This is a genomic window from Corynebacterium ihumii, from assembly GCF_028609825.1.
Lineage (GTDB): Bacteria > Actinomycetota > Actinomycetes > Mycobacteriales > Mycobacteriaceae > Corynebacterium > Corynebacterium afermentans.
In genome coordinates this window covers 974,516-997,226 of the sequence record NZ_CP063190.1, presented here as the reverse complement: position 1 = coordinate 997,226, position 22,711 = coordinate 974,516, and the positions used below count along the sequence as shown (strand labels likewise).

Below are 22,711 nucleotides of genomic sequence, written 5' to 3'. Positions count from 1 at the left end.
CTACTTCAGGGCGGCGGCGATCCGGTCACCCACTTCGGCGGTGCGCAGCTGTGCGTCGCCGCGGGAAGCCACATCGCCCTCCACGGCCTCCTCGATGCGCGCGGCGTTGTCCTCGTCGCCGAGGAAGCGCAGCATCATTGCCACCGACAGGATCATCGCGGTGGGGTCCGCAATGCCCTGCCCCGCGATGTCCGGGGCGGAGCCATGCACCGGCTCAAACATGGAGGGATACTCCTTGGCGGCGTTGATGTTGCCGGAGCTGGCGAGCCCCACGCCCCCTGCGACGGCGCCTGCAAGGTCGGTGAGGATGTCGCCGAAAAGGTTGTCGGTGACGATGACGTCGTAACGCTGCGGGTCCTGGACCATGTAGATGGTCGCGGCGTCGATGTGGTTGTAGTCCACCTCGACCTCCGGGAACTCGCGCGCGATCTCATCGACGACGCGCTGCCACAACCCACCGGCGTTAACCAGCACGTTGGTCTTGTGCACCAAGGTGAGTTTCTTGCGGCGCGTCATTGCCAGCTCGAACGCGTAGCGCACCACGCGGGAAACACCGTGGTAGGTGTTCTGGGAGACCTCTGACGCCACCTCGTGCTCGGTGCCCTGGCGCAGGGTGCCGCCGTTTCCGGCGTAGAGCCCCTCGGTGCCCTCGCGCACCACCACGAAGTCGATGTCGCCCGGGTTTGCCAGCGGGCTCACCGACGACGGGTACAGCCGCGACGGGCGCAGGTTGACGTAGTGGTCCAGCTTGAAGCGCAGCGGCAACAGCAGGCTGCGCTCGAGCACGCCGGCTGGCACGCGCTCCGGGTCGCCGATGGCGCCGAGCAGGATCGCGTCGTGCGCTTTCAGCGCGTCCAGGTCGGCGTCCGTGAGCAGCTCGCCGTTTCGCAGGTAGCGGCGGGCGCCGAGGTCGAAATCGGTGGTCTCCATGTCGTCGCGCACGGTGTGGAGAACTTTGAGGCCCTCCGCCATGACTTCTGGTCCGATGCCATCGCCTGCGAGCACTGCAATTTTCATATTCTGAAACCCTCTTCTCACATAGTAGAAAACAGCCTCAGACTATCACCTCGCGCCACGCTAGTAGGCCGCTTCCGCCTCCCGGATCCGGTCGATCAACTGAGCGGAGGTGCCGAATTGGCTCCCCAGCGCGACCAATGGGCGCTCAGCCAGCCCAGCCATGGCGAACAGGGTCTGCTCGCTCTTGCGCGGATCCGCCAACGGCACAACGGTCACATCCGCTCCGTAGCTACGCGCGTTTGCCACCGACGGGATGGACGACTCCCAGGTGGCAACCACCCGCGGTGCCATGTTGGCATCGCGGCGGGACTGAATGGGGAAGGGTTCCGGATTCGCCGCGGGCAACACCGACGGGTCCGCCCATTGAGCGCGCAGCCACATCGGCTCGCGCTGGTGCAGGCTGGAAACCTCACGCACCGCCTCCTGCGGCGTGGCGACGGTGCGCTCCCGGTAGCGCAGCGCAGTCATCTGTTCTAACGCCCGCAGCCCGCCAGGGTCGCGCTGCACGCTCACCGCACCTTTCGACGGCGCAATGGCCACGTCTCCCACAGTGAGCACGTTCACAGTGCGCATATCCGCAATCATCTGCACGTACTCGGCGTGACGGGTGGGGTCGTACACCATCATCGGCGCGTTCGTGGTCACCGCGATGGACGCCGCGCGCAGCTGCGCTTCGACGGAGGTGTCGCTGAGCACAAGCGTCTCAGACGTCGGGAAGAACAGCTTGGTGGTTTTGATGCCGAGGACGTCATCGACGACCTCCGGCTCGCCCGCGAACAGCTTCCCCACGTGCTTGGATTGGTTCACGCCGCGGGCGCGCTCGAGCGGACTCAACTGCGCCTCGGGAGCACAGGACGTCAGCATCGCGGAGGCAACGACGACAGTTGCCACCCCCGTGATTATTGTCGCTTTTGCCACTTACGCCTCGCCCGGCTCCCAGTCGCGCTCGGCGGCACGGTCCATGGCGTACTCGATTATGCCCACGAAACGCTCGCGCCTGTCAGCCACGAAGCCCTCCCAATCAGAGGCTAGAAGTAGTTCTGGATCCATCTCGTGGCCGTCAAGCATGGCGTCGAACTCGTCGTCTTCCAGCAGGGACTTCGACTGCAGCCGGGGCAGGTAGCGCTTCGGCTCGTTGCGCTCAATGACCACGTCAGTGCGCCGGCCCATCGGCGTGCGGTTCAGTACCGAATCAACCAGCTGCGGATCCTTCTCCAGCGCACCGGTCACCGCCAGGTATTCCGCCGGGAACACCTGGCGGAAGCGGGGCTGCAGCTGCTCCACCGTCTCCGCGGTAAACAGTTCCGCGGTGCGCCAATCACGTGCGCCGCGGGCCATGAGCAGCGAGTACAGGCCGCGGTAGATGCCGCTGTCCGGGCCGGCTGTGCGCAGGCGGGACTCAAAAAATCGCGCCTCGGCCACCGTGCGGGGCAACTGGTCTGTATCTCCACGCACCCACGGCGTCACCTCAGTCACGTCCAAGCCAATGCGGATGGTGGGCGCGTGAGCACCGTACAGCTCGCCGAACACACCGCACCAGAACCAGCGGTTGAGCCGGTCGGCCGCACCTTCGCGCTCGAGTGCGCCCGAATCCTCAGCCAGGCGCGCCAGGATCACCGCGAGCGGGATCAGCTGGGCTGGATACGGCACCTGGTCCGCGTAAACGACGCGGCGCTCCTCCAAAAACCTCGCCGCGGCGAGGAAACCGTCCAGCATTTCGCCTGCGTGCGCCCGGTACTGCTCCAGCGAAATGTCCAGGATGTCGCCGCGGTGGCCCCGCGCGGAGCCCCTCCTGCTGGTCAGCAGCAGCGACAGCGCGCGCAGAAACTCCACTCGCCCCACGCTGTCCAGCACGGGGTGCTCGCGCAGCTTGTGCTCCGTATCCCGCCAGTTCTCCGCCAGCGCAAACGACGGGTCCCCGGAGGCGAACACCGCCGTGAGCAGCTCGAAGACGTCCATCTGCACGCCAGCAGAGTTGGCGAACGCGAAGATCTGACCAACGCCCGCCTGCGTGGTTTCGCGGTCCACGCGGATCACCGGCACGTCGTACGCAGGAAGCCCACGCATCACTTGGTTGACAAAGTGCTTGACCGCGTCGCGCAGCTGCTCGTCTTCGGTGCCCGCGGCCATGTCCACAAGCAAGTCGTTGCCCTCGGTCCACAGCAGCATGCTTACCGGAATGACACCGTTATTTATATAGGCCTCGCGCGAATTCAACGCACCGTCGACGTCCGGCCCGAAGTGGGAGCGCACCTGGCCCTGCTCATCCACCGCGAATAGCGCCTCCACTGGCATCGGGTCTGCGGACACCGCTACGCGCACGTCCACCATGAAGCGCCGGCGGATCGGCCGGCCCAGGTAGTCCACGGTGTGGACCTCGCCGTCGTTCTTGAACGCCTGGTAGAGCGAGGTCAGGCGCTGCTGGCCGTCTAAAAGCAACAGCCCGGGGGCCACGCCGTCGACCTCCACGCCCTCGACCTCCACGCCCTCGAGCGGGCGCGGCTTGAAGCGCTGCTCCATGTTGCGCGTGTCCAGGGCGAGGAACGAGCCCACCGGGTAGCCACGCAGCACCGATGTCACCAGCGTGCGGACTCTGTCGACGCCCCACAGATAATCGCGCTGAAAATCGGGCAACTGCAGCTCTCCCCGCCCCGCGCGGGAAAACAAGTCCTTAAGTGAGTAGCTCGGCGTGGTGAAACCCATGGCACCACAGCGTAGTGCAGTTTCAGCACACCTTCTCGTGACCGATGTGCTCCGGCGGCTCAATCTGCACCGTCGCATGCTCCACCCCGAGCTGCGCCAGGGCCTCCTGCACGCGGTCCAGCAGCTTGTCCCGGTCCACCCCGGGGCCCGCCACCACGTGCACCGTGGCTAACACGCTCACCCCGTCCAGCGACCACAGGTGCAGGTCGTGCGTATCCGTCGCCCCTTCGACCTGCCGTAGTGCGCGCTCCACTTCGTCCGCATCGAACCCCGCCGGGACGTGTTCGAGCATCACCCGGGCCGAACGCACCATCAACTGCCAAGCCCGCGGCAGCACCAGTGCCGCAATAACCAGGGAGGCAACCACGTCAGCACCGGTAAACCCGGTCCACGCAATCACCGCGCCAGCCACCAGCACTGCGACGGAGCCGAACATATCCACCAGCACGTGTAAGTACGCGCCCTGCACGTTGATCGAGCCCTCCCGGTGGCGCGAGAGCACCCATGCCGAAGCAGCGTTCGCGATCAGGCCAATCATCGCGATGACCATCATCGGTCCTGTTTCCACCGGTTGCGGGTCGCGCAACCTGCGCACCGCCTCGACCACGATCCAGATGGAAATTGCCAGCACAGTGGCAGCGTTGATCAGTGCAGCGAGCACTTCCACGCGCCGGTAGCCGTACGTCGCGGTTGCGGAAGCGGCCTTTTGTCCGACGATGCTGGCGATAAGGGAGATGATCAGCCCCGCGGCGTCGGAAAGCATGTGCATCGCGTCCGCGAGTAGAGCCATCGACCCAGAAAGCCATCCGCCGACAACTTCCGCGACGAAAACCGTGCCGGTGATGGCAAGCGCGACCGCGAGCGCGCGCCGCGGTGCGCCGTGGGCGTGGTCGTGGTGGGCGTGGTCGTGCTGGGCGTGGTCGTGCATCTGCGGGTCCCCTTCGTATCTTTCACATTGCCTATCGATGACCTACGGTATGCGCCGTTTCGCTTAATGACAACTTATTGAAAATGGTTCCGCCTGAAGCCAGCTACCCACGAGCGCAGGGAAAACTCCGGAGACAATGAGATACGCAGCACAGGCCCCGCGACGGCGGTTGCGGAAGTTTTGTTACAGTGGGCGGTCGTTCACCGAGGATGCTGGCACAGCCCTGCGTCCAACGGAGACGTTATGCCAGCACTTGTGTTAGCACGAAAGGAATTTACAATGAACAACCCCATCGATCCGAAGCGCAACCCGAAGGACTACGCCAAGGACGCTAAGGACTTTGGCCAGGACAAGCTCGGCGACGCGAAGGATCTCGGCAAGGACAAGCTGGACGACCTGCGCGGCCGCGGCGGCGAGGGTGTCGACCGTGTTAAGGACGTCAACGTCGACCGCACCGACGTCGCCCCGAACAAGGATGTCCGCGTTGAGCGCACCACCACCGAGCGCACCGCTACCACCCCGGCTCGTTCCACCGCTGGCTCCACCGCGGTGACCGAGGAGTCCAACGGTGGCGGCGGCTGGTGGAAGTGGCTGCTCGGCCTGCTGGTCGCACTGCTGCTGCTGTGGCTGCTGTGGTCCCTGTTCTCTGGCGACAACGGCGAGGGTGAGACCGTCACCTCCACCACTACCGCCGCAACCGAGGTTGTCTCCGAGACCACCACCGTCGAGGGTGGCGCTGAGGAGTCCGCAGCCGAGGGCGCTGAGGAGTCCGCAGCCGAGGGCGCTGAGGAGTCCGCAGCGGAGCCGGCTGACGAGACGGTCACCGAGACCAACATCGTCGACGAGATCACCGAGACCCTCGCACCGGAGGGCGCTGAGGCTGAGCCGACCAACTAGTCGTTAGCTAGAAAAAGCTTCACCCCGCGTCTCCCAATCGGGAGCGCGGGGTTTTTGCTGCCTGCGGGCTATCGTGCGGTGTCGGTGAGCGGGTTCTTCACCCAGCTCATCATGTCGCGCAGTTCTGCACCGGTCTTTTCAATCGGGTGCTCGGAGACCTTCGCGCGCAGGTCCTCCAGCTCCTTGTTGCCGCCCTCAACGTTGGCGACGAGGCGCTTGGTGAAGGTGCCGTCCTGAATGTCCTTGAGCACCTCGCGCATGCGGTCCTTCGCGCCGGCGTCGATGATGCGCGGACCGGAGAGGTAGCCGCCGAACTCCGCAGTGTCCGAGATGGAGTAGTTCATGTTGGCCAGGCCGCCCTCGTAGATCAGGTCCACGATCAGTTTCATCTCGTGCAGGCACTCGAAATATGCCATCTCCGGCTCGTAGCCGGCCTCGGTGAGCACCTCGAAGCCGGACATGATCAGGTCCTCCAGGCCGCCGCAGAGCACGGCCTGCTCACCGAACAGGTCGGTGACGGTCTCTGCCTCGAAGGTGGTCGGGATGACGCCCGCGCGGGCGCCGCCGATTGCCGCGGCGTAGGACAGGGCGAGCTCCTTGCCGTTGCCCTGCGGGTCCTGCTCCACAGCGATCAGCGCCGGCACGCCCTTGCCGTCGGCGAAGGTGCGGCGGACCAGGTGGCCCGGGCCCTTCGGGGCGACCATGGCGACGGTGATGTTGTCCGCCGGCTTGATCAGGCCGAAGTGGATGTTCAGGCCGTGGCCGAAGAACAGTGCGTCGCCGTCTTTGAGGTTCGGCTCGATATCCTCGGTGAAGATCTGCGCCTGGGAGGTGTCCGGGGCCAGCAGCATGATCACGTCGGCCCACTCGGCGGCTTCCGCGTTAGTCTTGACCTCGAAGCCAGCCTCGCGAGCCTTGTCTGCGGACTTGGAGCCCTCGCGCAGGCCGACGACCACCTCAACGCCGGATTCGCGCAGGTTCTGCGCGTGTGCGTGGCCTTGGGAGCCGTAGCCGATGATGGCGACCTTCTTGCCCTGGATCAGGGACAGGTCTGCATCGTTGTCGTAGAGCACGTCGATTGCCATGTGTACGTCACTTCCTTCATTCTGTGAGACGGTCATTTCACATTATGACACAACCGTCTCGGGATTTTAAGATTTACTCGGACTTTGCCATTGTCTTCGAACCACGCGACAGCGCCACCGAACCGGAGCGCGCCAACTCGCGGATCCCGAAGGAGTCCATCACCTCAAGAAACGCCTTGAGCTTGGCGGAGTTGCCCGTGGCCTCGATGATCACGGAGTCCACCGCCACGTCGATCACGCGGGCGCGGAACAGGTTGGCTGCGTCCACCACCTGCGGACGGGTCAGGTTGTCCGCGTTGATCTTCACCAGGAGCAGTTGGCGGCCGACCGACGTGGCGTCGTCAAGCTCGAGCACCTTGTGCACCTGGATGAGCTTGTACAGCTGTTTGGTGATCTGCTCGACCGCGTGGGGCGTGGCGTCGACGACGACCGTGAGTCGGTTGATGCCCTCCTTCGCTGTCTTCGCGGAGACGAGGGAGACCAGGTTGTAGCCGCGGCGGGTAAACAGCGCGGTGACGCGGGTGATGATGCCGTCGACGTCATCGACGAGTACCGACAGCGTGTGGCGGGTGATTTGTTCGGGCTGCGCCATGGTTAGTTTCCCTCCTGCTCGAGCGCTTCGATGGTGTCGTTGATGGCCTCCGGCGTCTCCGCCGCAGACTCCTCGCCGAAGAACGGACGCATTCCGCGCGCGTACTCGATGTCGGAGTTAGAGGTGCCGGCCGCAATCATCGGCCACACCTGCGCGTCCTCGCCCACGACAAACTCGACCACCACCGGGCGGTCGTTGATCTCGCGGGCGCGCTGGATCGCCTCTTCCACCTCGTCGGCGGAAGTGACGCGGAACGACACCGCGCCGAGCGCCTCGGACAGCTTCACAAAGTCCGGGACGTAGACCTCGCCGCCGAGCTTGGTGTGCGAGTAGTGCCCGTCGTAGAACAGGGTCTGCCACTGGCGCACCATGCCCAGGTTGCCGTTGTTGATCAAGGCCACCTTGATGGGGAAGCCCTCGAGGGCGGCGGTGGTGATCTCCTGGTTGGTCATCTGGAAACAACCGTCGCCGTCGATCGCCCAGACCTCTTTCTCCGGCATCGCCGCTTTAGCACCCATCGCGGCCGGGATGGAAAAGCCCATCGTTCCTGCGCCGCCGGAGTTGATCCAGTGGCGCGGCTTGTCGTAGTCGATGAACTGGGCGGCCCACATCTGGTGCTGGCCCACGCCCGAGACATAGATTGCGTCGGAGCCTGCGGTCTTGGACAGCGTCTCCAGCACGTACTGCGGTGCCAGCGTGCCGTCGGTGTGCTCCTCGTAGCCGCGCGGGAAGCGCTCTTTGAGGTCCATCAAGCGGTCGATCCACGGCTTGATGCTGGGAGCCTTGACCTTGCCTTTTTCTTCGAAGTAGTCGGTGAGCTCGGACAGTACCCGCTTGGCGTCGCCGACGATCGGCACGTCCACCGGGCGGATCTTGCCCACCTCGGCCGGGTCGATGTCTGCGTGGATGACCTTCGCGTGCGGGGCGAAGGTCTCGGTGTCGCCGGTGACGCGGTCGTCGAAACGCGCGCCGATCGCGATGAGCAGGTCGGACTCCTGGAACGCGCCCACCGCCGGCACGGTGCCGTGCATGCCAGGCATGCCCAGGTAGAGCGGGTGGTCGCGCGGGAACGTCCCGAGCGCCATCAGGGTGGTCACCACCGGGATGCCGGTTGCCTTCACAAACTTGGCCAGCTGCTTGTGCGCGTTCGCTTTAACCACGCCGCCGCCGATGTAGAGCACGGGGCGTTTCGCCTTGGCAATCATCTTCGCCGCCTGCGCGATCTGGCGGTTGTGCGGCTTCGTGTTCGGCTTGTACCCCGGTAGGTCCACCTTCGGCGGCCACGTGAACTCGATCTCGGCGTTTTGCACGTCCTTCGGGATGTCCACCAGCACCGGGCCGGGGCGGCCGGTGGAGGCGATGTGGAACGCCGCCGCGATCGCGCTTGGAATATCGTCCGCCTTGGACACCATGAGGTTGTGCTTGGTAATCGGCATGGTCACACCGCGGATGTCCGCCTCCTGGAACGCGTCGGTGCCCAGCAGCGGCGAGCCAACCTGGCCGGTGATCGCCACCAGCGGCACCGAGTCCAGGTAAGCGTCGGCGATCGGGGTGACCAGGTTGGTCGCGCCCGGGCCGGAGGTGGCGATGCACACGCCCACGTTTCCGGAGGCCACCGCGTAGCCTTCCGCGGCGTGGCCTGCGCCTTGCTCATGGCGCACGAGGACGTGGCGCAGTTTCTCGGCACGAAACAGTGCGTCGTAAAGCGGGAGCACTGCACCACCGGGCAGACCGAATACGATCTCGGTGCCCAGTTCCTCGAGGCTGCGCACGACTGCGTCCGCACCCGTCATACGTTCGGGCTTTCTTTTCTCTGCAGCTGCCACGTGAAGGCTCCTTGCTTGCTCGACTCTGCTTGGTATCGCGATCCCATACAACAAAAGCCCCCGACGAGCGATGTGCTCTCGAGGGCGCTTGGTGTGTGAGCGGCGTGTAAAACGCACCCGCTACGGCAAGCGCCGTCGGGAGAGAATAATTACAAGTCGCTCGTTGATCACGATTTAGAACTGTAGTGTCCCAGGCAACATCTCGAGGGTTTTTATTCAAGTATTTAAATTGCGGGCTATTGCCTATCGACGTTCCAAAGGTGACTACCATCCCCAACTATGACTGACACGCCGGAGCACACCCAGCACGTATTCAAGCCCACGCGCGAGCACATCCTCGCCATCGTGCTCGCCACCGGCATCGCCCTAATGGGCATCCTCTGGGCGCCGAAGTACCTGGCCTGGCTGCTAATCTTCCCCGCCGTCTGGCTGGCTTGGGTGCTTGCCTCTTCCACCACAGTGGACGAGCGCGGCATCACCGCCAAGTACCTGGTGCGCAAGAACGTCACCCTGCCGTGGCGCGACCTCAAGGGCCTCGCGTTCAAGGGCTCTGCTGTTCATGCCGTTACTGTCGACGGCGCGGAGCACCCGCTACCCGGCGTGACCTTTAACTCGCTTCCCGAACTTGCCGAGGCATCCAACGGCCGCATCACCGACGTGATCACCGCAGCCCAGGAGGCCACCGACGGCAAGTACGAAATCATCGACAAGGGCGGCCACAAGGTTTTGCTCTCCCGCGAAGAGTACGACGCCTACGTTGCCGAGCACCCGGACCTGCCGGGCCCGCGCCCGTCGGCGCCCGACGCGAAGGAGTAATCACCGTGATCCCACTTCGCTCACGCGTCACCACCATCGGCCGCCAGGCCGCAGGCGCCCGCGCACTGTGGCGCGCCACCGGCACCGGTGAGAACGAGTTTGGCAAGCCGATCGTGGCCATTGTGAACTCCTACACCCAGTTCGTGCCAGGCCACGTCCACCTCAAAGAAGTCGGCGACATCGTCGCAGACGCCGTGCGCGCCGCCGGCGGAGTGCCCAAGGAGTTCAACACCATCGCCGTCGACGACGGTATCGCCATGGGACACTCCGGCATGCTGTACTCCCTGCCGTCGCGCGAGATCATCACCGACTCGGTGGAGTACATGGTCAACGCCCACACGGTGGACGCCATGGTCTGTATCTCCAACTGCGACAAGATCACGCCGGGCATGCTCAACGCCGCGATGCGCCTGAATATCCCGGCCGTGTTCGTCTCCGGCGGCCCCATGGAGGCTGGCAAGGCATTCTCGGTCGGAGGGGTGACCAAGCCGAAGTCCGACCTCATCGATGCGATCGCGCTGTCCGCCAACGACGACGTCTCCGACTCGGAGCTCGACAACATCGCCAACAACGCCTGCCCCACCTGCGGCTCCTGCTCCGGCATGTTCACCGCCAACTCCATGAACTGCCTCACCGAGGCGCTCGGCCTGTCCCTGCCGGGAAACGGCACCACGCTCGCCACCCACACCGCGCGCCGCGAACTGTTTGAAAAGGCCGGCCGGACCGTCATGGAGCTGTGCGAGCGCTACTACGGCCAGGGCGACGAATCCGTCCTGCCACGCAACGTGGCAGGCGTGAACGCCTTCCGCAACGCCATGGCACTGGACATGGCCATGGGTGGATCCACCAACACCATCCTGCACATCCTCGCCGCCGCGCAGGAGGGCGGTATCGACTTCGACCTCCACGACATCGACGAGCTGTCCCACCAGATCCCCTGCCTGTCCAAGGTCGCCCCGAACGGCGAAGCCCACGTCGAGGACGTCCACCGCGCAGGCGGCATCCCGGCGATTTTGGGCGAGCTCAACCGCGCGGGACTGCTGCATGCGGATGTGCACTCGATCGCGTATCCGTCGCTAAGCAAATGGCTCGCAGACTGGGACATCCGCGGCGGGTCCGCGACAGATGAGGCGCTGGAGCTGTACCACGCCGCCCCCGGCGGCGAGCGCACCACGAAGGCGTTTTCCCAGAGCGCGCGGTGGGCGGAGCTCGACACCGACGCGGCAAACGGCGTGATCCACGACGCCGAGCACCCGTTTACGTCCGACGGCGGCCTGGTGGTACTGCGCGGCAACCTCGCACCCGACGGCGCGATTTTGAAGACCGCCGGCGTGGAAGAGGGCCTTTGGGAATTCACGGGTCCAGCGCGCGTGGTGGACTCGCAGGAGCAAGCCGTTTCCATGATCCTCAACCGCGAGGTGCTCGAAGGTGAGGTCGTGGTGATCCGCTACGAAGGCCCCGCCGGCGGGCCGGGCATGCAGGAGATGCTGCACCCGACGTCGTTTTTGAAGGGCGCCGGCCTAGGCAAAAAGTGCGCGCTGATCACGGACGGGCGTTTCTCCGGTGGCACCTCCGGGCTGTCCATCGGCCACATCTCCCCCGAAGCCGCCGATGGCGGCCTGATCGGCCTGATCGAAAACGGCGACACCATCTCCATTTCCGTATCCAACCGCGAGCTGAAGCTCGACGTGGACCAGGCGGAGCTGGACAAACGCCGGAAAACGATAGAAGCCTCCGACACCCCGTGGACGCCGAACCGCGTCCGGGAGGTGTCGAAGGCTTTGCGAGCGTACGCGAAGATGGCCACCAGCGCCGACAAGGGCGCCGTGCGCCAGGTGGACTAAGCGACCGGGTTGATCCCGGTGCCGAACCACCACATCAGCCCGGCAGCCGCCAGGCCGAGCAGCGCGCAAATCCAGCTGGAGACCAGCGGGCGCTTGGCCCAGCCGCGCGAGGCGTCGATGCCGTAACGGCCCGGGCCCGCAAACTGCACGACCAGCGACGCGGCGAGCAGTATCACCGGCGCCCACGTCTCCGGGGTCCAGGCGAAGACGTCGAAGCCTTCCGTCTGAGTGTGGAAGGCGTGCAGCGCCATAAACCCGGTCACTGCGATGGCAACCAGCGCTGCCACCGGGGTGAGCAGGCCCAGCACCAGGAAAACGCCCGCGGCCAGCTCGAGGGTAGGAACGACCACAGCGAGCCCGTTGCCGTACGGGTAGTCGGCGTACGCCGCTTCCAGGCCGGAAATGCCTTCGTTGCCGCCGAGGCGGAAGAATGTCCCCACCGAGTGGATGATGAGCATCGCGCCGAGTGCGAGACGCTGCAGGAGAAGGCCCAGGTCCGTGGTGCCGCGGCGGGTCTCCTCCTCCACCACGGCCGGCTCGGTGGTCTCGGCGGTCTCGGTGTAGGCCGGCTCAGTGGCGACATACGCTGGCTCGCGGTCCATGTCCACCGTCTCAGTATTGCGTTCAACCCCTGTGGTCTCCGGTGTCTGCGGAATCAACGGGCCGTTGTTCTGCTCGCCGCGCGGGAAAATTTCCGTCGGGGCAGCCTTGCCCGTGCGGGTGTAAAGCCCGTCGCCGGTGTAATCCGGCACATCAGGGGAATCCAGGTTTGTCAGATCGTTTTGCTCATTCGGGGTGAGATCGCGTGGGTTGTTAGCCATGCCAACAAATGTATGCGAAACCACTGCCTGATCCTTGGCAACGCGCCGTTAAAAACACCAAAACCGCCCCTGTGCGCTGCACTGTTGACAGTGGAAGCCTTTGGACGTCGGTTAGCAACGGCACCCCCAATGGTGTTACCCTCGGCTCCGCTCTTTCTTAATTAACTTTCATTAAGGATCATCATGGGTAAAACCTTCAAAGTAGCCCTCGCGCTGGTGGGCCTCACCGTCGGCGCGGGCTTCGCTTCCGGCCAGGAGGTGATCCAGTACTTCCTCGCTTTCGGGTACTGGGGCATCCTCGGTGCGGCTGTCGCTGGCGCCGCAATCGCCATCTTCAGTGGCTGGGTCTACCAGCTCGGCTCCTACTACATGGCCGACGACCACAGCGCCGTGTTCAAGAGTGTCTCGCGTCCGTGGCTTGCGAGGTACATGGACATCACTACGATGTTCACCCTGTTTTGTATCGGCTTCGTCATGGTCGCCGGCGCAGGCGCCAACCTAGAGCAGCAATTCGGTTTCCCCACCTGGGTTGGCTCCACAATCATGACCGTGCTTCTGCTTCTCTCCGGCCTGTTGGACATTGACAAACTCACCAGCGTTTTCTCCTACATCACCCCGCTGCTGATCGCGTGCTTGCTCGTCGCCTTCGTGATCACGCTGATGAACATGCCGTCCGACTTCGGGCACATCAACGAACTGGCACAGACCAACCAGAGCGCGTCGGGCACATTCGGCAACTGGTTGATCACCGCGCTGAACTACGCCACATTGGTGATGATCATGGATGTCTCCATGATGCTCGTCTTCGCCGGCTCCCACATGAACCCGGCACAGGCGGGCAAGGGTGGCCTGCTCGGCGGCATCATATTCGCCGTGCTGCTGCTGATCCTGACCTTCATCCTGTTCTGCAACATGGAAAACGTCATGGATGCCGATATGCCGCTGCTGATGGTCTTCGACTCCATGCACCCGGCCGTCGGCGTGTTCGTTTCCATTGTCATCTACCTGATGATCTACAACACCGCCGTCGGCATGTTCTATGCCAACGGTCGCCGCCTGAGCCACGACAAGCCCGGGAAGTTCCGCGCGTACTACACCGCCGCGGTCCTGGTCGGCTTCGCCCTGTCCTTCATTGGCTTCGCCGACCTGGTCGGCTGGGTCTACCCGCTTCTGGGCTACCTCGGCCTGGTGCTGGGCGTCGTCATGGGTGTGGCCTGGTTCCGCGACCGCAAGAACATCCAGGACGAGACCGGCCGCCGCGAGCGCCTCGCAGAGCTCGCAGGCACCCAGCTTGATCCCGAGCGCTCGGACCTCACCGGCGCGGAGCGCAGCGAGGTCGACTCGCTGACCTCCGACTCCAATGTTGGCGGCAAGGAACTGTGGCAGTCGGTGCAGGAAGAGGTTGCGGCGGACATGCACGCCGATTCCTCCAGCGACTTCGACATCAAATCCGTCCCGGCGCTCGACCCCGAGTCCGACTCCTACGCTGGCGCCCCGGATTCCCAGGACGAGAAGATCCAGTGGGAGGCGTACGAGGAGATGTACAAGACCGGCGAGTTCCCCGCCGTCAAGCCCGAGGACAAGCCCCAGGGCAAGTAAGCACTCGCTTTTCGACGTCCCGCTCCGCCCCGGCCAACGTGTGTTGGCCGGGATTTTGCGCTACTGGGTTTTCCTTGGACTAACCCACCGCAGACCCCTAGTAAGGGAGCCAGAGAAAGCCCTGTTTTGGGCCATAATCTGGATCGCTTACTAGGGGTCTGTCGGTACGAGGGGCGCAGGGCCAGTTACTTCACAGATCCACGTTCCGAGGCGTGAACTCAACTCGCGGCGGATCAAAATCGTTGTCATCACCCTGCATCTGAAACGACGCCACCCATTCGGAGCCAGCTTCAGAGGAGAGCTGCACGTACGAAGGCTCGCCACGATCAGTGTTCACGACTGCACTGACGTCCCGGTTAGATTCTCTTGCTGAAGTAGCTGCCATGCGAACCTCCATTTAGGTACGTACCTACACGGTAGGGGTGGGCGGCAATGGGGACAACCCCTTGCGTTACAAATGGTGAAAGGCAAGTGGTGAATCCCCGCCTATCCGAGGACTTTCACCACTTGCCTTTCACCATTTGCGGCCGGAGCGGCCGATGCAGCCGAGTAACTCTACTCCGCGAGCTTCTTCGCGATGAGCTGGTTGACCTGCCCCGGGTCAGCCTTGCCCTGGGTTGCCTTCATCACAGCACCGACGATGGCGCCGGTGACCTTCTTGTTGCCGGCGCGGTACTTCTCCACGATGTCCGGGTTGGCGGCCAGCGCCTCGTCGACAGCCTTCTCAATCGCGCCGTCATCGCGCACGACCTCCAGGCCGCGGGCGGCGACGACATCGTCGACAGAACCTTCGCCGGCGATGACGCCGTCGATGGCCTGGCGGCCGAGCTTAGTGGTCAGCTTGCCTTCCTTGACCAGCTCCACCACGCGGGCGACGTCGGCCGGGGTAACGCCGAGGGCGTCGAGGTCCTTGCCGGCCTCGTTGGCCTTGCCGTTGATGTAGGAGACCCACCATGCGCGGGCCTCATCGGGCGTGGCGCCGGCCTCGACGGTGTCCACGATCAGGTCGAGCGCGCCTGCGTTGACCAGGTCGCGGAACTCCTTCTCCGGCAGCTGCCACTCCTCCTGGATGCGGGCGCGGCGCACCCACGGCAGCTCTGGCAGGGTCGCACGGATCTCTTCGACCCACTCCGGCTTGGCAATCACCGGCGGCAGGTCGGGGTCGTTGAAGTAGCGGTAGTCGCTCGCCTCTTCCTTCGGGCGGCCCTTGGAGGTGGAGCCGTCCTTCTCCTGGTAGTGGCGGGTCTCCTGGACCACTTCCCCGCCGTCCTGCAGCACGGCGGCCTGGCGCTGCATCTCATAGCGCACGGCCTGCTCGACGGACTTCAGGGAGTTGATGTTCTTGGTCTCGGTGCGGGTGCCGAATTCTTCCTGGCCAACCGGGCGCAGGGACACGTTGGCGTCGCAACGCATGCTGCCCTGGTCCATGCGCGCATCGGAGACGCCGAGTGCCTTGACCAGCTCGCGCAACGCACCGACGTATGCCTTGGCCACCTCGGGCGCGCGCTCGCCGGCGCCGATGATCGGCTTGGTCACGATCTCGATCAGCGGGATGCCCGCGCGGTTGCAGTCCACCAGCGACGCGGTGGCGCCGGTGATGCGGCCGGAGGCGGAGCCTAGGTGGGTGAGCTTGCCGGTGTCTTCCTCCATGTGCGCGCGCTCGATCTCCACGCGCCACTCGGTACCGTCCTCGAGCACGACGTCCAGGTAGCCGTCGTAGGCGATCGGCTCGTCGTACTGGGAGATCTGGTAGTTCTTCGGCTGATCCGGGTAGAAGTAGTTCTTGCGCGCGAACCGCGAGGACTCGGCGATCTTGCAGTTCAGCGCCAGGCCGATCTTGATGGCCCACTCCACGCCCTTGGCGTTGACCACTGGCAGCGCACCGGGAAGCCCGAGCGAGACCGGGTCGATGTTCGTATTCGGCTCGGCGCCGAAGTGGGCGGATGAGGTGGAGAACATCTTCGTCTCGGTGGCGAGCTCGACGTGCACCTCAAGGCCCATCACGGGGTCGTACTTTTCGAGTACTTCGTCGTAATCCATCAGGTCGTACGCAGTCATGCGCATCAGTCTACTGCCCCGCCCCGCGCCCCCGCGCTACAGCTCGCCCCGTCTCTGCACCCACACAAATGCCGCCGTCTTCTCGCGGCCGACAGCGAGCGCATTGCCTATCGACGGCCCATTGCCCACGTGCACCGTCCCCCCACAGGGTGTCGCCGGTTTGGGCCGGCAGGACGTCGCAAAGCAACTGCATAGCTACGGGTGCGAGGCCGCGACCGCGGGCATTGTCGTCGAGGAGAAACTCGTAGACCTGAAAGCCGCGCATGCCGTTTGCGTCGTCGCGGGCTGCCGCGATGATGCCCGCGCGCTGCCCGTCTACCTCGATCGCGCACAGCGCACCGGTCTCAGCGCAGCTCTGCAGCTGCTCCAGGGTCGCGGCCTCCGTCCAGGTACGTACTTCGGGCCGTTGCCTTGCGACGTTGCCGCGGGCCGAAGTCCGCGAACTCGCTGTGCAGTTGTTTGGCGTACGTGCCTAGGCGGTCGTGCTGCGGCGGCGCGGAGGTCGCGACAACGTGCACGAACGGCTTGCGCCTGTCCAGCCCTAGGAAGCGGATCCCGGCGATGCACCAGTTACCGTCCGCAAACTCCACGCGCCGGTTCGCCCACGCCAGTGGGTCAGGCACGTCCGGGCCGCCGAGAGGTTGCAGATGGTCGCGGAAGCCGGCACCGAACTCCGCGTCTGCTGTGTGCTCGGCCTGCGGGCGCATCTCCTGCATGGCGAGCTCACGCCACTGGTCTGCGGTGTACCACTCGCGAAGCTGAAGTGGCATCCACGCCTCGTAGGCGCTGGCCATCTGGTCAAGCAGCGTCATGCGGGAAACGCTACTGCAGGAGCAGTACATATAAATGCACACTGCGGATGAGAGAACAGTTCCCTATAGTGGCTCCGAGTGAAATACCCCGATTTTTCTGACAGAAATACCCGCACCGGCACGCTCGGCATCGTCGCCGTCGGAGCACTGATCCTCGCCGCCCCGTTTGTCGCCCAGGCGGCAACGTCTGACAGCGAGCCCGAGGTCACAGAGGTCTCCGCCGCGGGCGCCACGCTTCTCGACGCCAACGGGGCTCCCCTGAAGTGCACCCAAACGTCCGCCTCGGATGGTTCCGAAGACGGCACCGGCACCTGGAAGTGGGACTGCGGCGACACCAAGATTCAAATGCGCACCGACGCGACCGACGCGACTGACGAGGACGCGCGGGTGAACGCAGTCGCGCGCACGTACTGGCTCGTAAGCGGAGGCGACCGGGTCAACACGGACGAACTCGATCAGCCCGCACCCGGGGTGTACGCGGTGCACCGCAACGACATTTCCGTCGCCGCCGTAGAGCGCGGCGACCTCACGGTGTACGTCGCGGCGACTTATGCCGCCGGCGAAGAGATCGTCGACCGCTTCGTCGCAGAGGAGGCCCGCTAATGCAAAAGAGCTTCATTCTCCAAGGCATCGGCGGCCTGGCAATCCTCGCGGGCGTGGGACGGTTCGTCTACGCACTCACCCAGGTGCCGTGGACGCCCGCGTTCGGCGCTGCAGCGGCGGCATTCGTCCTCATTTCTGTCGCGGCGGCGTGGCTACTTTTGCGCCGCCACCCCGGGCGGCCTGGGAATCCGTGGTGGCTGCCAGTCGGCGTGATTGCCGGGGCGGGCTTGTGCGGCGTCGTTCCGCCGGTCAACTCCGCGTACCTCGCCGCGGCGCAGGAGCTGCCCGACGCTGTTACATACCTGTTTTCCTCGATTCCGGAGGAGACTGCCAAACTACTGGCTGCGTTCCTTGTCATCGCCGCTTTCGCGCCGGTGCGCCGACCCGTCGAGTCGGCGGTGGTCGGCATGGCAGTCGGCGTCGGCTACACGGTCGCCGAGACCGTGAACAATTCAGCGATCGCAGCGGCGCTAGATCTGCAGTCCGAGTACTTCGACGGTGCCGCGTCCATGGTCGTGCTGGTTGTCTTGGGGCCGTTCGCGCACGCCGTGTACACCGGGCTGGCGGCGTGGGGCCTCGGGCAGTTCCTGTGCCGCACCGATCAGCCTCTGGGCTGGCGCCTCTCCCGGATTACCGGCTGGTTCCTCCTCGCCGCCGCGCTCCACGGAGCGTTCAACGCCTCCAAAGAGCTCCCCGGTGTCGCGGGTCTCGTCGGCTCGATCGCGGTCACGATCTTGCTGTGGGTGCTGCTGATCTGGCTCTACCGCCGCTCCCGCGCTGTCGCCTCCCAGACCTCTCGGTAGCTCTCGGCGAGCGTGGCCACCGTCTCGTGGGCGTTGAGCCCGCTGGGGTTGCCCACCACCCACACCGGCACTCCGGCGAGGGTTTCGGGTTGGAGGCCGCGGGTGGCCTTAGGTCGTCGATAGGCATCGCGGTACGCCCCGATGCCTGCGAACATCACGGCTCTGGGCCGATGCTTTTCGACGACACTCCGCACCACCTCCCCTCCCTCAACGAGCTCCGCCTTGGAGAGGTCCGACGCTTTCGGCGTCATGCGCCCCGCCAAGTTAGTAAACCCGATGCCGCGCTCGGCGAGCATGGCCGCGTCTTCTTCCGATAACCCCTCATTGGCGTGGACGCGGTACGGGGTGATGCCTGCGGCCTCCAGCGCCGGCCAGAAGCGGTTGCCCGGGTAGGCAAAGGGCGCGTCCACCTCCTCGGTGAGGCGGCCAGGGTTGATGCCGACGATGAGGAGACGGCAGGGGTCAGGGATGCGGTTTCTCATAGCGTGCGCGCGGGCGCTATGTGAACATCGCCTTCGCGGTGGCGTAGCGGCGCTCGGGCACGGTTTTGAGCTGTGCCACGGCGTCTTCGAGCGCGACCAGCTCGATGTCCTCGCCGTGCAGGGCCACGCACTGGCCGAAGTTGCCGTCGTGGGCTGCGCGGGCGGCGTGGACGCCGTAGCGGGTGGCCAGCACGCGGTCGTAGGCGGTGGGCGTGCCACCGCGCTGGGTGTGGCCGAGCACGGTGGTGCGCACGTCGTAGCCCAGGCGCTTTTTCACCTCGTCGCCGATGATCTGGCCCATGCCGTTGAAGGTTTTGTGGCCGAACTCGTCTTCCTCACCAAGACCTGCGTCCATGGTGCCTTCTTTCGGCGTCGCGCCCTCGGCGACGACGATGATGCCGTACTTCTCTCCCATCTGGAACCGGCGCTCCATGGCCTTGCAGATCTCCGCGATGTCGAACGGCTCCTCCGGGATCACGGTGTAGTGCGCGCCGCCAGCCATGCCGGCGTGCAGGGCGATCCAGCCGACGTGGCGGCCCATGACCTCCACGATGAGGATGCGGTTGTGGGACTCGGCGGTGGTGTGCAGCCTGTCGATGGCGTCGGTGGCCACGGAAACGGCAGTGTCGAAGCCGAAGGTGTAGTCGGTGGCGGCGACGTCGTTGTCGATGGTCTTGGGCACGCCGACGACCGGGATGCCGTTGTCGGAGAGCCACTTCGCGCCCTTGAGCGTGCCCTCGCCGCCGATGGCGATCAAAGCATCCACCCCAGCGTCGTCGATGTTGGCCTTGATCTGGTCCAGTCCCGCCTTGAACTTGTCCGGGTGCAGGCGGCCGGTGCCCAGCACGGTGCCGCCGCGAAGCAGGAGGGAGTCCATGTACGCGTCGTCGTAAAGATCGACGCGGCGATCCTCCATCAGCCCCACCCAGCCGTCGCGGTACCCCACGACGGTGGAGCCGTACTCCGTGTTGGCGGTGCGGACGATGCCGCGGATGACGGCGTTGAGGCCAGGGCAATCGCCGCCGGAGGTCAAAGTGGCAAGTCGCATACCTGCCAGGCTACCCGCGAAGCCGAAGCGACGATACCGCACCGATCAGCATCGCTACGCACGGCAGCGCAAGCGCCCAACCGGCGGTGGATTCGACGGAGCCGGAAGCCAGGACCATGCCCACCAGCGCCACGCCAAGGACGGATCCGACCTGGCGGGCGGTGTTGTACAGCCCGGAAGCCGCGCCGGTTTCGTGCTCGGGGACACCGCGCATGGTCACGGCTGCATTGGGCGCCCACACGAACGCCCCGCCGATGCCCAACAGCGAGGTCGCGGCGGTAAACCACCACACGCCCGCCCCGGTGTGAATCAGAGCGATAGCAAGCGCCAGCCCCGCCGCAGAGACGCTAAAGCCCGCCGCGCACAGCTTGCCCGGGTCGCGGCGGTCCGTCAGGTACCCGGCAACCGGGGTGAGCACGAGCGCGAACACGGACATGGGCGCGGTGACGGCGCCGGATGCCGTCGGCGAGGCGTCAGCGACGGTTTGCAGCCAGTACATCAGCGGAATGAACATCGACGCCACAGTAAAGCCCATCGCGGCCACCCCCAGCGCGCCGAGCGCAAACGAGCGGTTGAGCATCAGCTCCACCGGCAGGAACCCGTCGTCGGTGCCGTTGCGGGCCGAGAGCACCAGCACGCCGATCAGCAGCGCGCCCAAGAGGATCGAGGGCCACTGGCCAAACTGGATGCCGTAGACAAGCAGCCCCAACCCGCCGAAGGAAAGCACCACAGGCAACAGCGTCACCCGCTCGCTGCTGCGCGGCAACCGCGGCAGCGCGATCAGCCCGGCGACCAGCGCCAGCGCACCGAGGGCGGCTTGCGCCAAAAACGCGGCACGCCAGCCAAAGCCGTCTGCCACCGCCCCACCGACCACCGGGCCGATCAGCGACGCCACCGAGCCGATCACGCCCCACGCGGCAAACGCGCGTCCCTGCTTGTCTTCTGCAAACACGCGCGGGATCAGCCCGAACGCCTGCGGCAAAAACACCGCGGCACCCACGCCCTGTAGTCCGCGTGCCACTACCAGCGAGCCGAAGGACCAGGACGCGCCCGCGAACACCAGCGCCGCCACATACACCGCCAAGCCGATGAGGAAGACGCGGCGTTGGCCGAAGGCGTCGCCGAGCTTGCCCGTCGCCGGCATCGGCGCCACTGTGCACAGCAGGTAGATGCTGGTCAGCCACACGGCGGAGCCGACGTCGAAAGGCAAAAGCGGGGTGATCACGGGCATGAAGCCCTGATCGATCAGGACAAGAAAATACCCCGCAGCCAGGGCTGCGAGGGTATTCCAGGGATTAACGGCCGGCTTCAAAAGCGGCACCCACGCGGTACAAGCGCGCGTCCTCAAAGGCCGGGGCGATCAGCTGCAGGCCCACCGGCAGGTTGGTGTCGGAGGCCTCGCCCGCCGGCACCGACATGCCGGGCAGGCCGGCCAGGTTCAGCGGCAGGGTGAACAGGTCGAAGTTGTACATCGCCAACGGGTCGTCCACCTTGTCGCCCAGCTTGAACGCGGTGGTGGGAGCGGCCGGAGCGGCGATGACGTCGCAAAGCTCGAATGCTTTGGCAAAGTCCTGCGCCACAAGGGTGCGCACGCGCTGCGCCTGCAGGTAGTAGGCGTCGTAGTAGCCCACGGACAGCGCGTAGGTGCCCAGGATGATGCGGCGCTTGACCTCGGCGCCGAAGCCCTCGCCGCGGGTGGCAGCCATGACTTCCTCGGCGGAGCGGGAGCCGTCGTCGCCCACGCGCTGGCCGTAGCGCATGCCGTCGAAGCGCGCGAGGTTGGAGCTGACCTCGGAGGTCTGGATCAGGTAGTACGCGCCCATGACGTCTTCGAAGCTCGGGCAGTCCACCTCGACGATCTCCGCGCCCTGTGCCTCCAGCTGAGCGTAGGCCTTATCGATGGACTCCTTCACACCGTCCTGCGTGCCGGGGCGCTCGAACTGCTTCACGCGGCCGATCTTCACACCCTTGAGGTCGCCCTTCGCACCCTCGCGTGCGGCGTCGGCGCACGCCGGCACCTCGCGGTCCACGGAGGTGGCGTCGAACTCGTCGTGGCCGCCGATGATCTCATGCAAAAGCGCGGTATCCAGCACATTGTTCGCGCACGGGCCCACCTGGTCGAGCGATGACGCACAGGCGATCACGCCGTAGCGCGACACGCCGCCGTAGGTCGGCTTCACGCCCACGGTGCCGGTCAGGGATGCCGGCTGGCGGATGGATCCGCCGGTGTCGGTGCCGATGCCCAGCGGTGCCTCACCGGACGCGAGCGCCGCCGCGGTGCCGCCGCCGGAGCCGCCCGGGACGCGCTCGAGGTCGTGCGGGTTCTTCGTCTGCTTGTAGGCGGAGTTCTCCGTGGACGAGCCCATGGCGAACTCGTCCAGGTTGGTCTTGCCCAGAATGGGGATGCCGGCAGCGCGCAGCTTGGCCACCACGGTGGCGTCGTACGGGCTCATGTAGCCCTCGAGCATCTTGGACGCGGCGGTGGTCGGCGCGTCGGTGGTCACCAGCAGGTCTTTGAGTGCCAGCGGCACGCCCGCGAGCGCGGAGGCCGGCTCATCGCCGTTTTTGACCTGCTCGTCCACCTTTTCCGCCGCCGCAAGCGCCTCATCGGCGCCGACGTGCAGGAAGGCGCCCAGCTCGCCGTCGACCTCAGCGATGCGGTCGAGGAATGCTTGCGTGACCTCGCGGGAGGTGACTTCGCCGGACTGGATCATTGCGGCGAGCTCGTGCGCTGGCTTTGCGACGAGACCTTCGGCCGGAATCGTGTACTGCGTCAT

Annotated in this window: 20 protein-coding genes; 6 read left to right on the top strand and 14 right to left on the bottom strand. The window is 65.5% G+C overall.

All coding sequences use genetic code 11. The features are described 5' to 3' along the window. From CIHUM_RS04975 to CIHUM_RS04960, 4 genes are read right to left on the bottom strand one after another with little or no spacing between them, the layout of a single operon-like run. On the bottom strand, nt 1–1,017 hold the full coding sequence (locus CIHUM_RS04975) for a 3-isopropylmalate dehydrogenase (RefSeq protein WP_034999872.1): 1,017 nt from the start codon (nt 1,015–1,017) through the stop codon (nt 1–3). A 60-nt stretch (nt 1,018–1,077) separates the two neighbouring features. Continuing rightward, nucleotides 1,078–1,908, bottom strand: coding sequence for a hypothetical protein (locus CIHUM_RS04970; protein WP_243427175.1), 831 nt, complete (start codon nt 1,906–1,908; stop codon nt 1,078–1,080). Nucleotides 1,909–1,935: 27 nt separating this feature from the next. Then, on the bottom strand, nt 1,936–3,720 hold the full coding sequence (locus CIHUM_RS04965) for a DUF262 domain-containing protein (protein WP_034999871.1): 1,785 nt from the start codon (nt 3,718–3,720) through the stop codon (nt 1,936–1,938). A 22-nt stretch (nt 3,721–3,742) separates the two neighbouring features. Further along, nucleotides 3,743–4,648, bottom strand: coding sequence for a cation diffusion facilitator family transporter (locus CIHUM_RS04960; protein WP_034999870.1), 906 nt, complete (start codon nt 4,646–4,648; stop codon nt 3,743–3,745). Nucleotides 4,649–4,927: 279 nt separating this feature from the next. On the opposite strand from CIHUM_RS04960, the gene CIHUM_RS04955 reads away from it, so the two are divergent. Continuing rightward, nucleotides 4,928–5,545, top strand: a complete 618-nt coding sequence (locus CIHUM_RS04955) for a hypothetical protein (protein WP_034999869.1) — start codon at nt 4,928–4,930, stop codon at nt 5,543–5,545. Between the two features lie 68 nt (nt 5,546–5,613). Here the strand turns inward: CIHUM_RS04955 and ilvC are convergent, their stop codons facing one another. The 3 genes from ilvC to CIHUM_RS04940 all read right to left on the bottom strand — a co-directional run bounded on the left by ilvC (nt 5,614) and on the right by CIHUM_RS04940 (nt 9,015). Further along, the gene (gene ilvC / locus CIHUM_RS04950; protein ID WP_034999868.1) at nt 5,614–6,630 is read right to left on the bottom strand and encodes a ketol-acid reductoisomerase; all 1,017 of its coding nucleotides are present in this window, start codon (nt 6,628–6,630) and stop codon (nt 5,614–5,616) included. 73 nt (nt 6,631–6,703) lie between these two features. Next, entirely contained in the window at nt 6,704–7,222 is a 519-nt protein-coding gene (ilvN, locus tag CIHUM_RS04945) for an acetolactate synthase small subunit (RefSeq protein ID WP_034999867.1), read from the bottom strand. A gap of 2 nt (nt 7,223–7,224) precedes the next feature. Beyond that, nucleotides 7,225–9,015, bottom strand: a complete 1,791-nt coding sequence (locus CIHUM_RS04940) for an acetolactate synthase large subunit (protein WP_034999866.1) — start codon at nt 9,013–9,015, stop codon at nt 7,225–7,227. Between the two features lie 312 nt (nt 9,016–9,327). On the opposite strand from CIHUM_RS04940, the gene CIHUM_RS04935 reads away from it, so the two are divergent. Both CIHUM_RS04935 and ilvD read left to right on the top strand, forming a co-directional pair. Further along, a complete protein-coding gene (locus CIHUM_RS04935; protein WP_034999865.1) occupies nt 9,328–9,864 on the top strand; it encodes a PH domain-containing protein in 537 nt (178 codons plus the stop codon). Nucleotides 9,865–9,869: 5 nt separating this feature from the next. After that, nucleotides 9,870–11,708, top strand: a complete 1,839-nt coding sequence (ilvD, locus tag CIHUM_RS04930; RefSeq protein WP_273680245.1) for a dihydroxy-acid dehydratase — start codon at nt 9,870–9,872, stop codon at nt 11,706–11,708. Here the strand turns inward: ilvD and CIHUM_RS04925 are convergent. Continuing rightward, nucleotides 11,705–12,529, bottom strand: coding sequence for a DoxX family protein (locus CIHUM_RS04925; protein WP_034999864.1), 825 nt, complete (start codon nt 12,527–12,529; stop codon nt 11,705–11,707). The two genes, ilvD and CIHUM_RS04925, sit on opposite strands and share 4 nt — an antisense overlap. Before the next feature lie 183 nt (nt 12,530–12,712). On the opposite strand from CIHUM_RS04925, the gene CIHUM_RS04920 reads away from it, so the two are divergent. Next, nucleotides 12,713–14,128 carry a YkvI family membrane protein gene (locus CIHUM_RS04920; RefSeq protein ID WP_034999863.1) on the top strand — a complete coding sequence of 472 codons (1,416 nt, stop codon included), beginning with the start codon at nt 12,713–12,715 and terminating at the stop codon, nt 14,126–14,128. Nucleotides 14,129–14,683: 555 nt separating this feature from the next. Here the strand turns inward: CIHUM_RS04920 and gatB are convergent. Next, nucleotides 14,684–16,186 carry an Asp-tRNA(Asn)/Glu-tRNA(Gln) amidotransferase subunit GatB gene (gatB, locus tag CIHUM_RS04915; protein ID WP_034999996.1) on the bottom strand — a complete coding sequence of 501 codons (1,503 nt, stop codon included), beginning with the start codon at nt 16,184–16,186 and terminating at the stop codon, nt 14,684–14,686. Nucleotides 16,187–16,530: 344 nt separating this feature from the next. Then, nucleotides 16,531–16,998 (bottom strand): hypothetical protein, encoded by a 468-nt coding sequence (locus CIHUM_RS04910; protein ID WP_034999862.1) that lies wholly within the window; start codon nt 16,996–16,998, stop codon nt 16,531–16,533. A 78-nt stretch (nt 16,999–17,076) separates the two neighbouring features. Between CIHUM_RS04910 and CIHUM_RS04905 the strand changes: the two genes are divergently transcribed. Further along, complete coding sequence (locus CIHUM_RS04905; RefSeq protein ID WP_034999861.1) at nt 17,077–17,601, top strand: hypothetical protein; 525 nt, start codon at nt 17,077–17,079, stop codon at nt 17,599–17,601. Next, complete coding sequence (locus CIHUM_RS04900; protein ID WP_034999860.1) at nt 17,601–18,404, top strand: PrsW family glutamic-type intramembrane protease; 804 nt, start codon at nt 17,601–17,603, stop codon at nt 18,402–18,404. The genes CIHUM_RS04905 and CIHUM_RS04900 overlap by 1 nt, the downstream gene beginning before the upstream one ends. Here CIHUM_RS04900 and CIHUM_RS04895 read toward each other — a convergent pair. From CIHUM_RS04895 to gatA, 4 genes are read right to left on the bottom strand one after another with little or no spacing between them, the layout of a single operon-like run. Further along, on the bottom strand, nt 18,362–18,886 hold the full coding sequence (locus tag CIHUM_RS04895) for a mismatch-specific DNA-glycosylase (RefSeq protein WP_034999859.1): 525 nt from the start codon (nt 18,884–18,886) through the stop codon (nt 18,362–18,364). The genes CIHUM_RS04900 and CIHUM_RS04895 overlap by 43 nt on opposite strands. Nucleotides 18,887–18,902: 16 nt before the next feature. Continuing rightward, nucleotides 18,903–19,934: an ATP-dependent 6-phosphofructokinase gene (locus tag CIHUM_RS04890; RefSeq protein WP_034999858.1), complete on the bottom strand. Its 1,032-nt coding sequence runs from the start codon at nt 19,932–19,934 to the stop codon at nt 18,903–18,905. A gap of 10 nt (nt 19,935–19,944) precedes the next feature. Next, nucleotides 19,945–21,255 (bottom strand): MFS transporter, encoded by a 1,311-nt coding sequence (locus CIHUM_RS04885; protein ID WP_074432048.1) that lies wholly within the window; start codon nt 21,253–21,255, stop codon nt 19,945–19,947. Beyond that, nucleotides 21,230–22,711: an Asp-tRNA(Asn)/Glu-tRNA(Gln) amidotransferase subunit GatA gene (gene gatA, locus CIHUM_RS04880; protein ID WP_034999857.1), complete on the bottom strand. Its 1,482-nt coding sequence runs from the start codon at nt 22,709–22,711 to the stop codon at nt 21,230–21,232. Before gatA ends, CIHUM_RS04885 begins: the two co-directional genes overlap by 26 nt.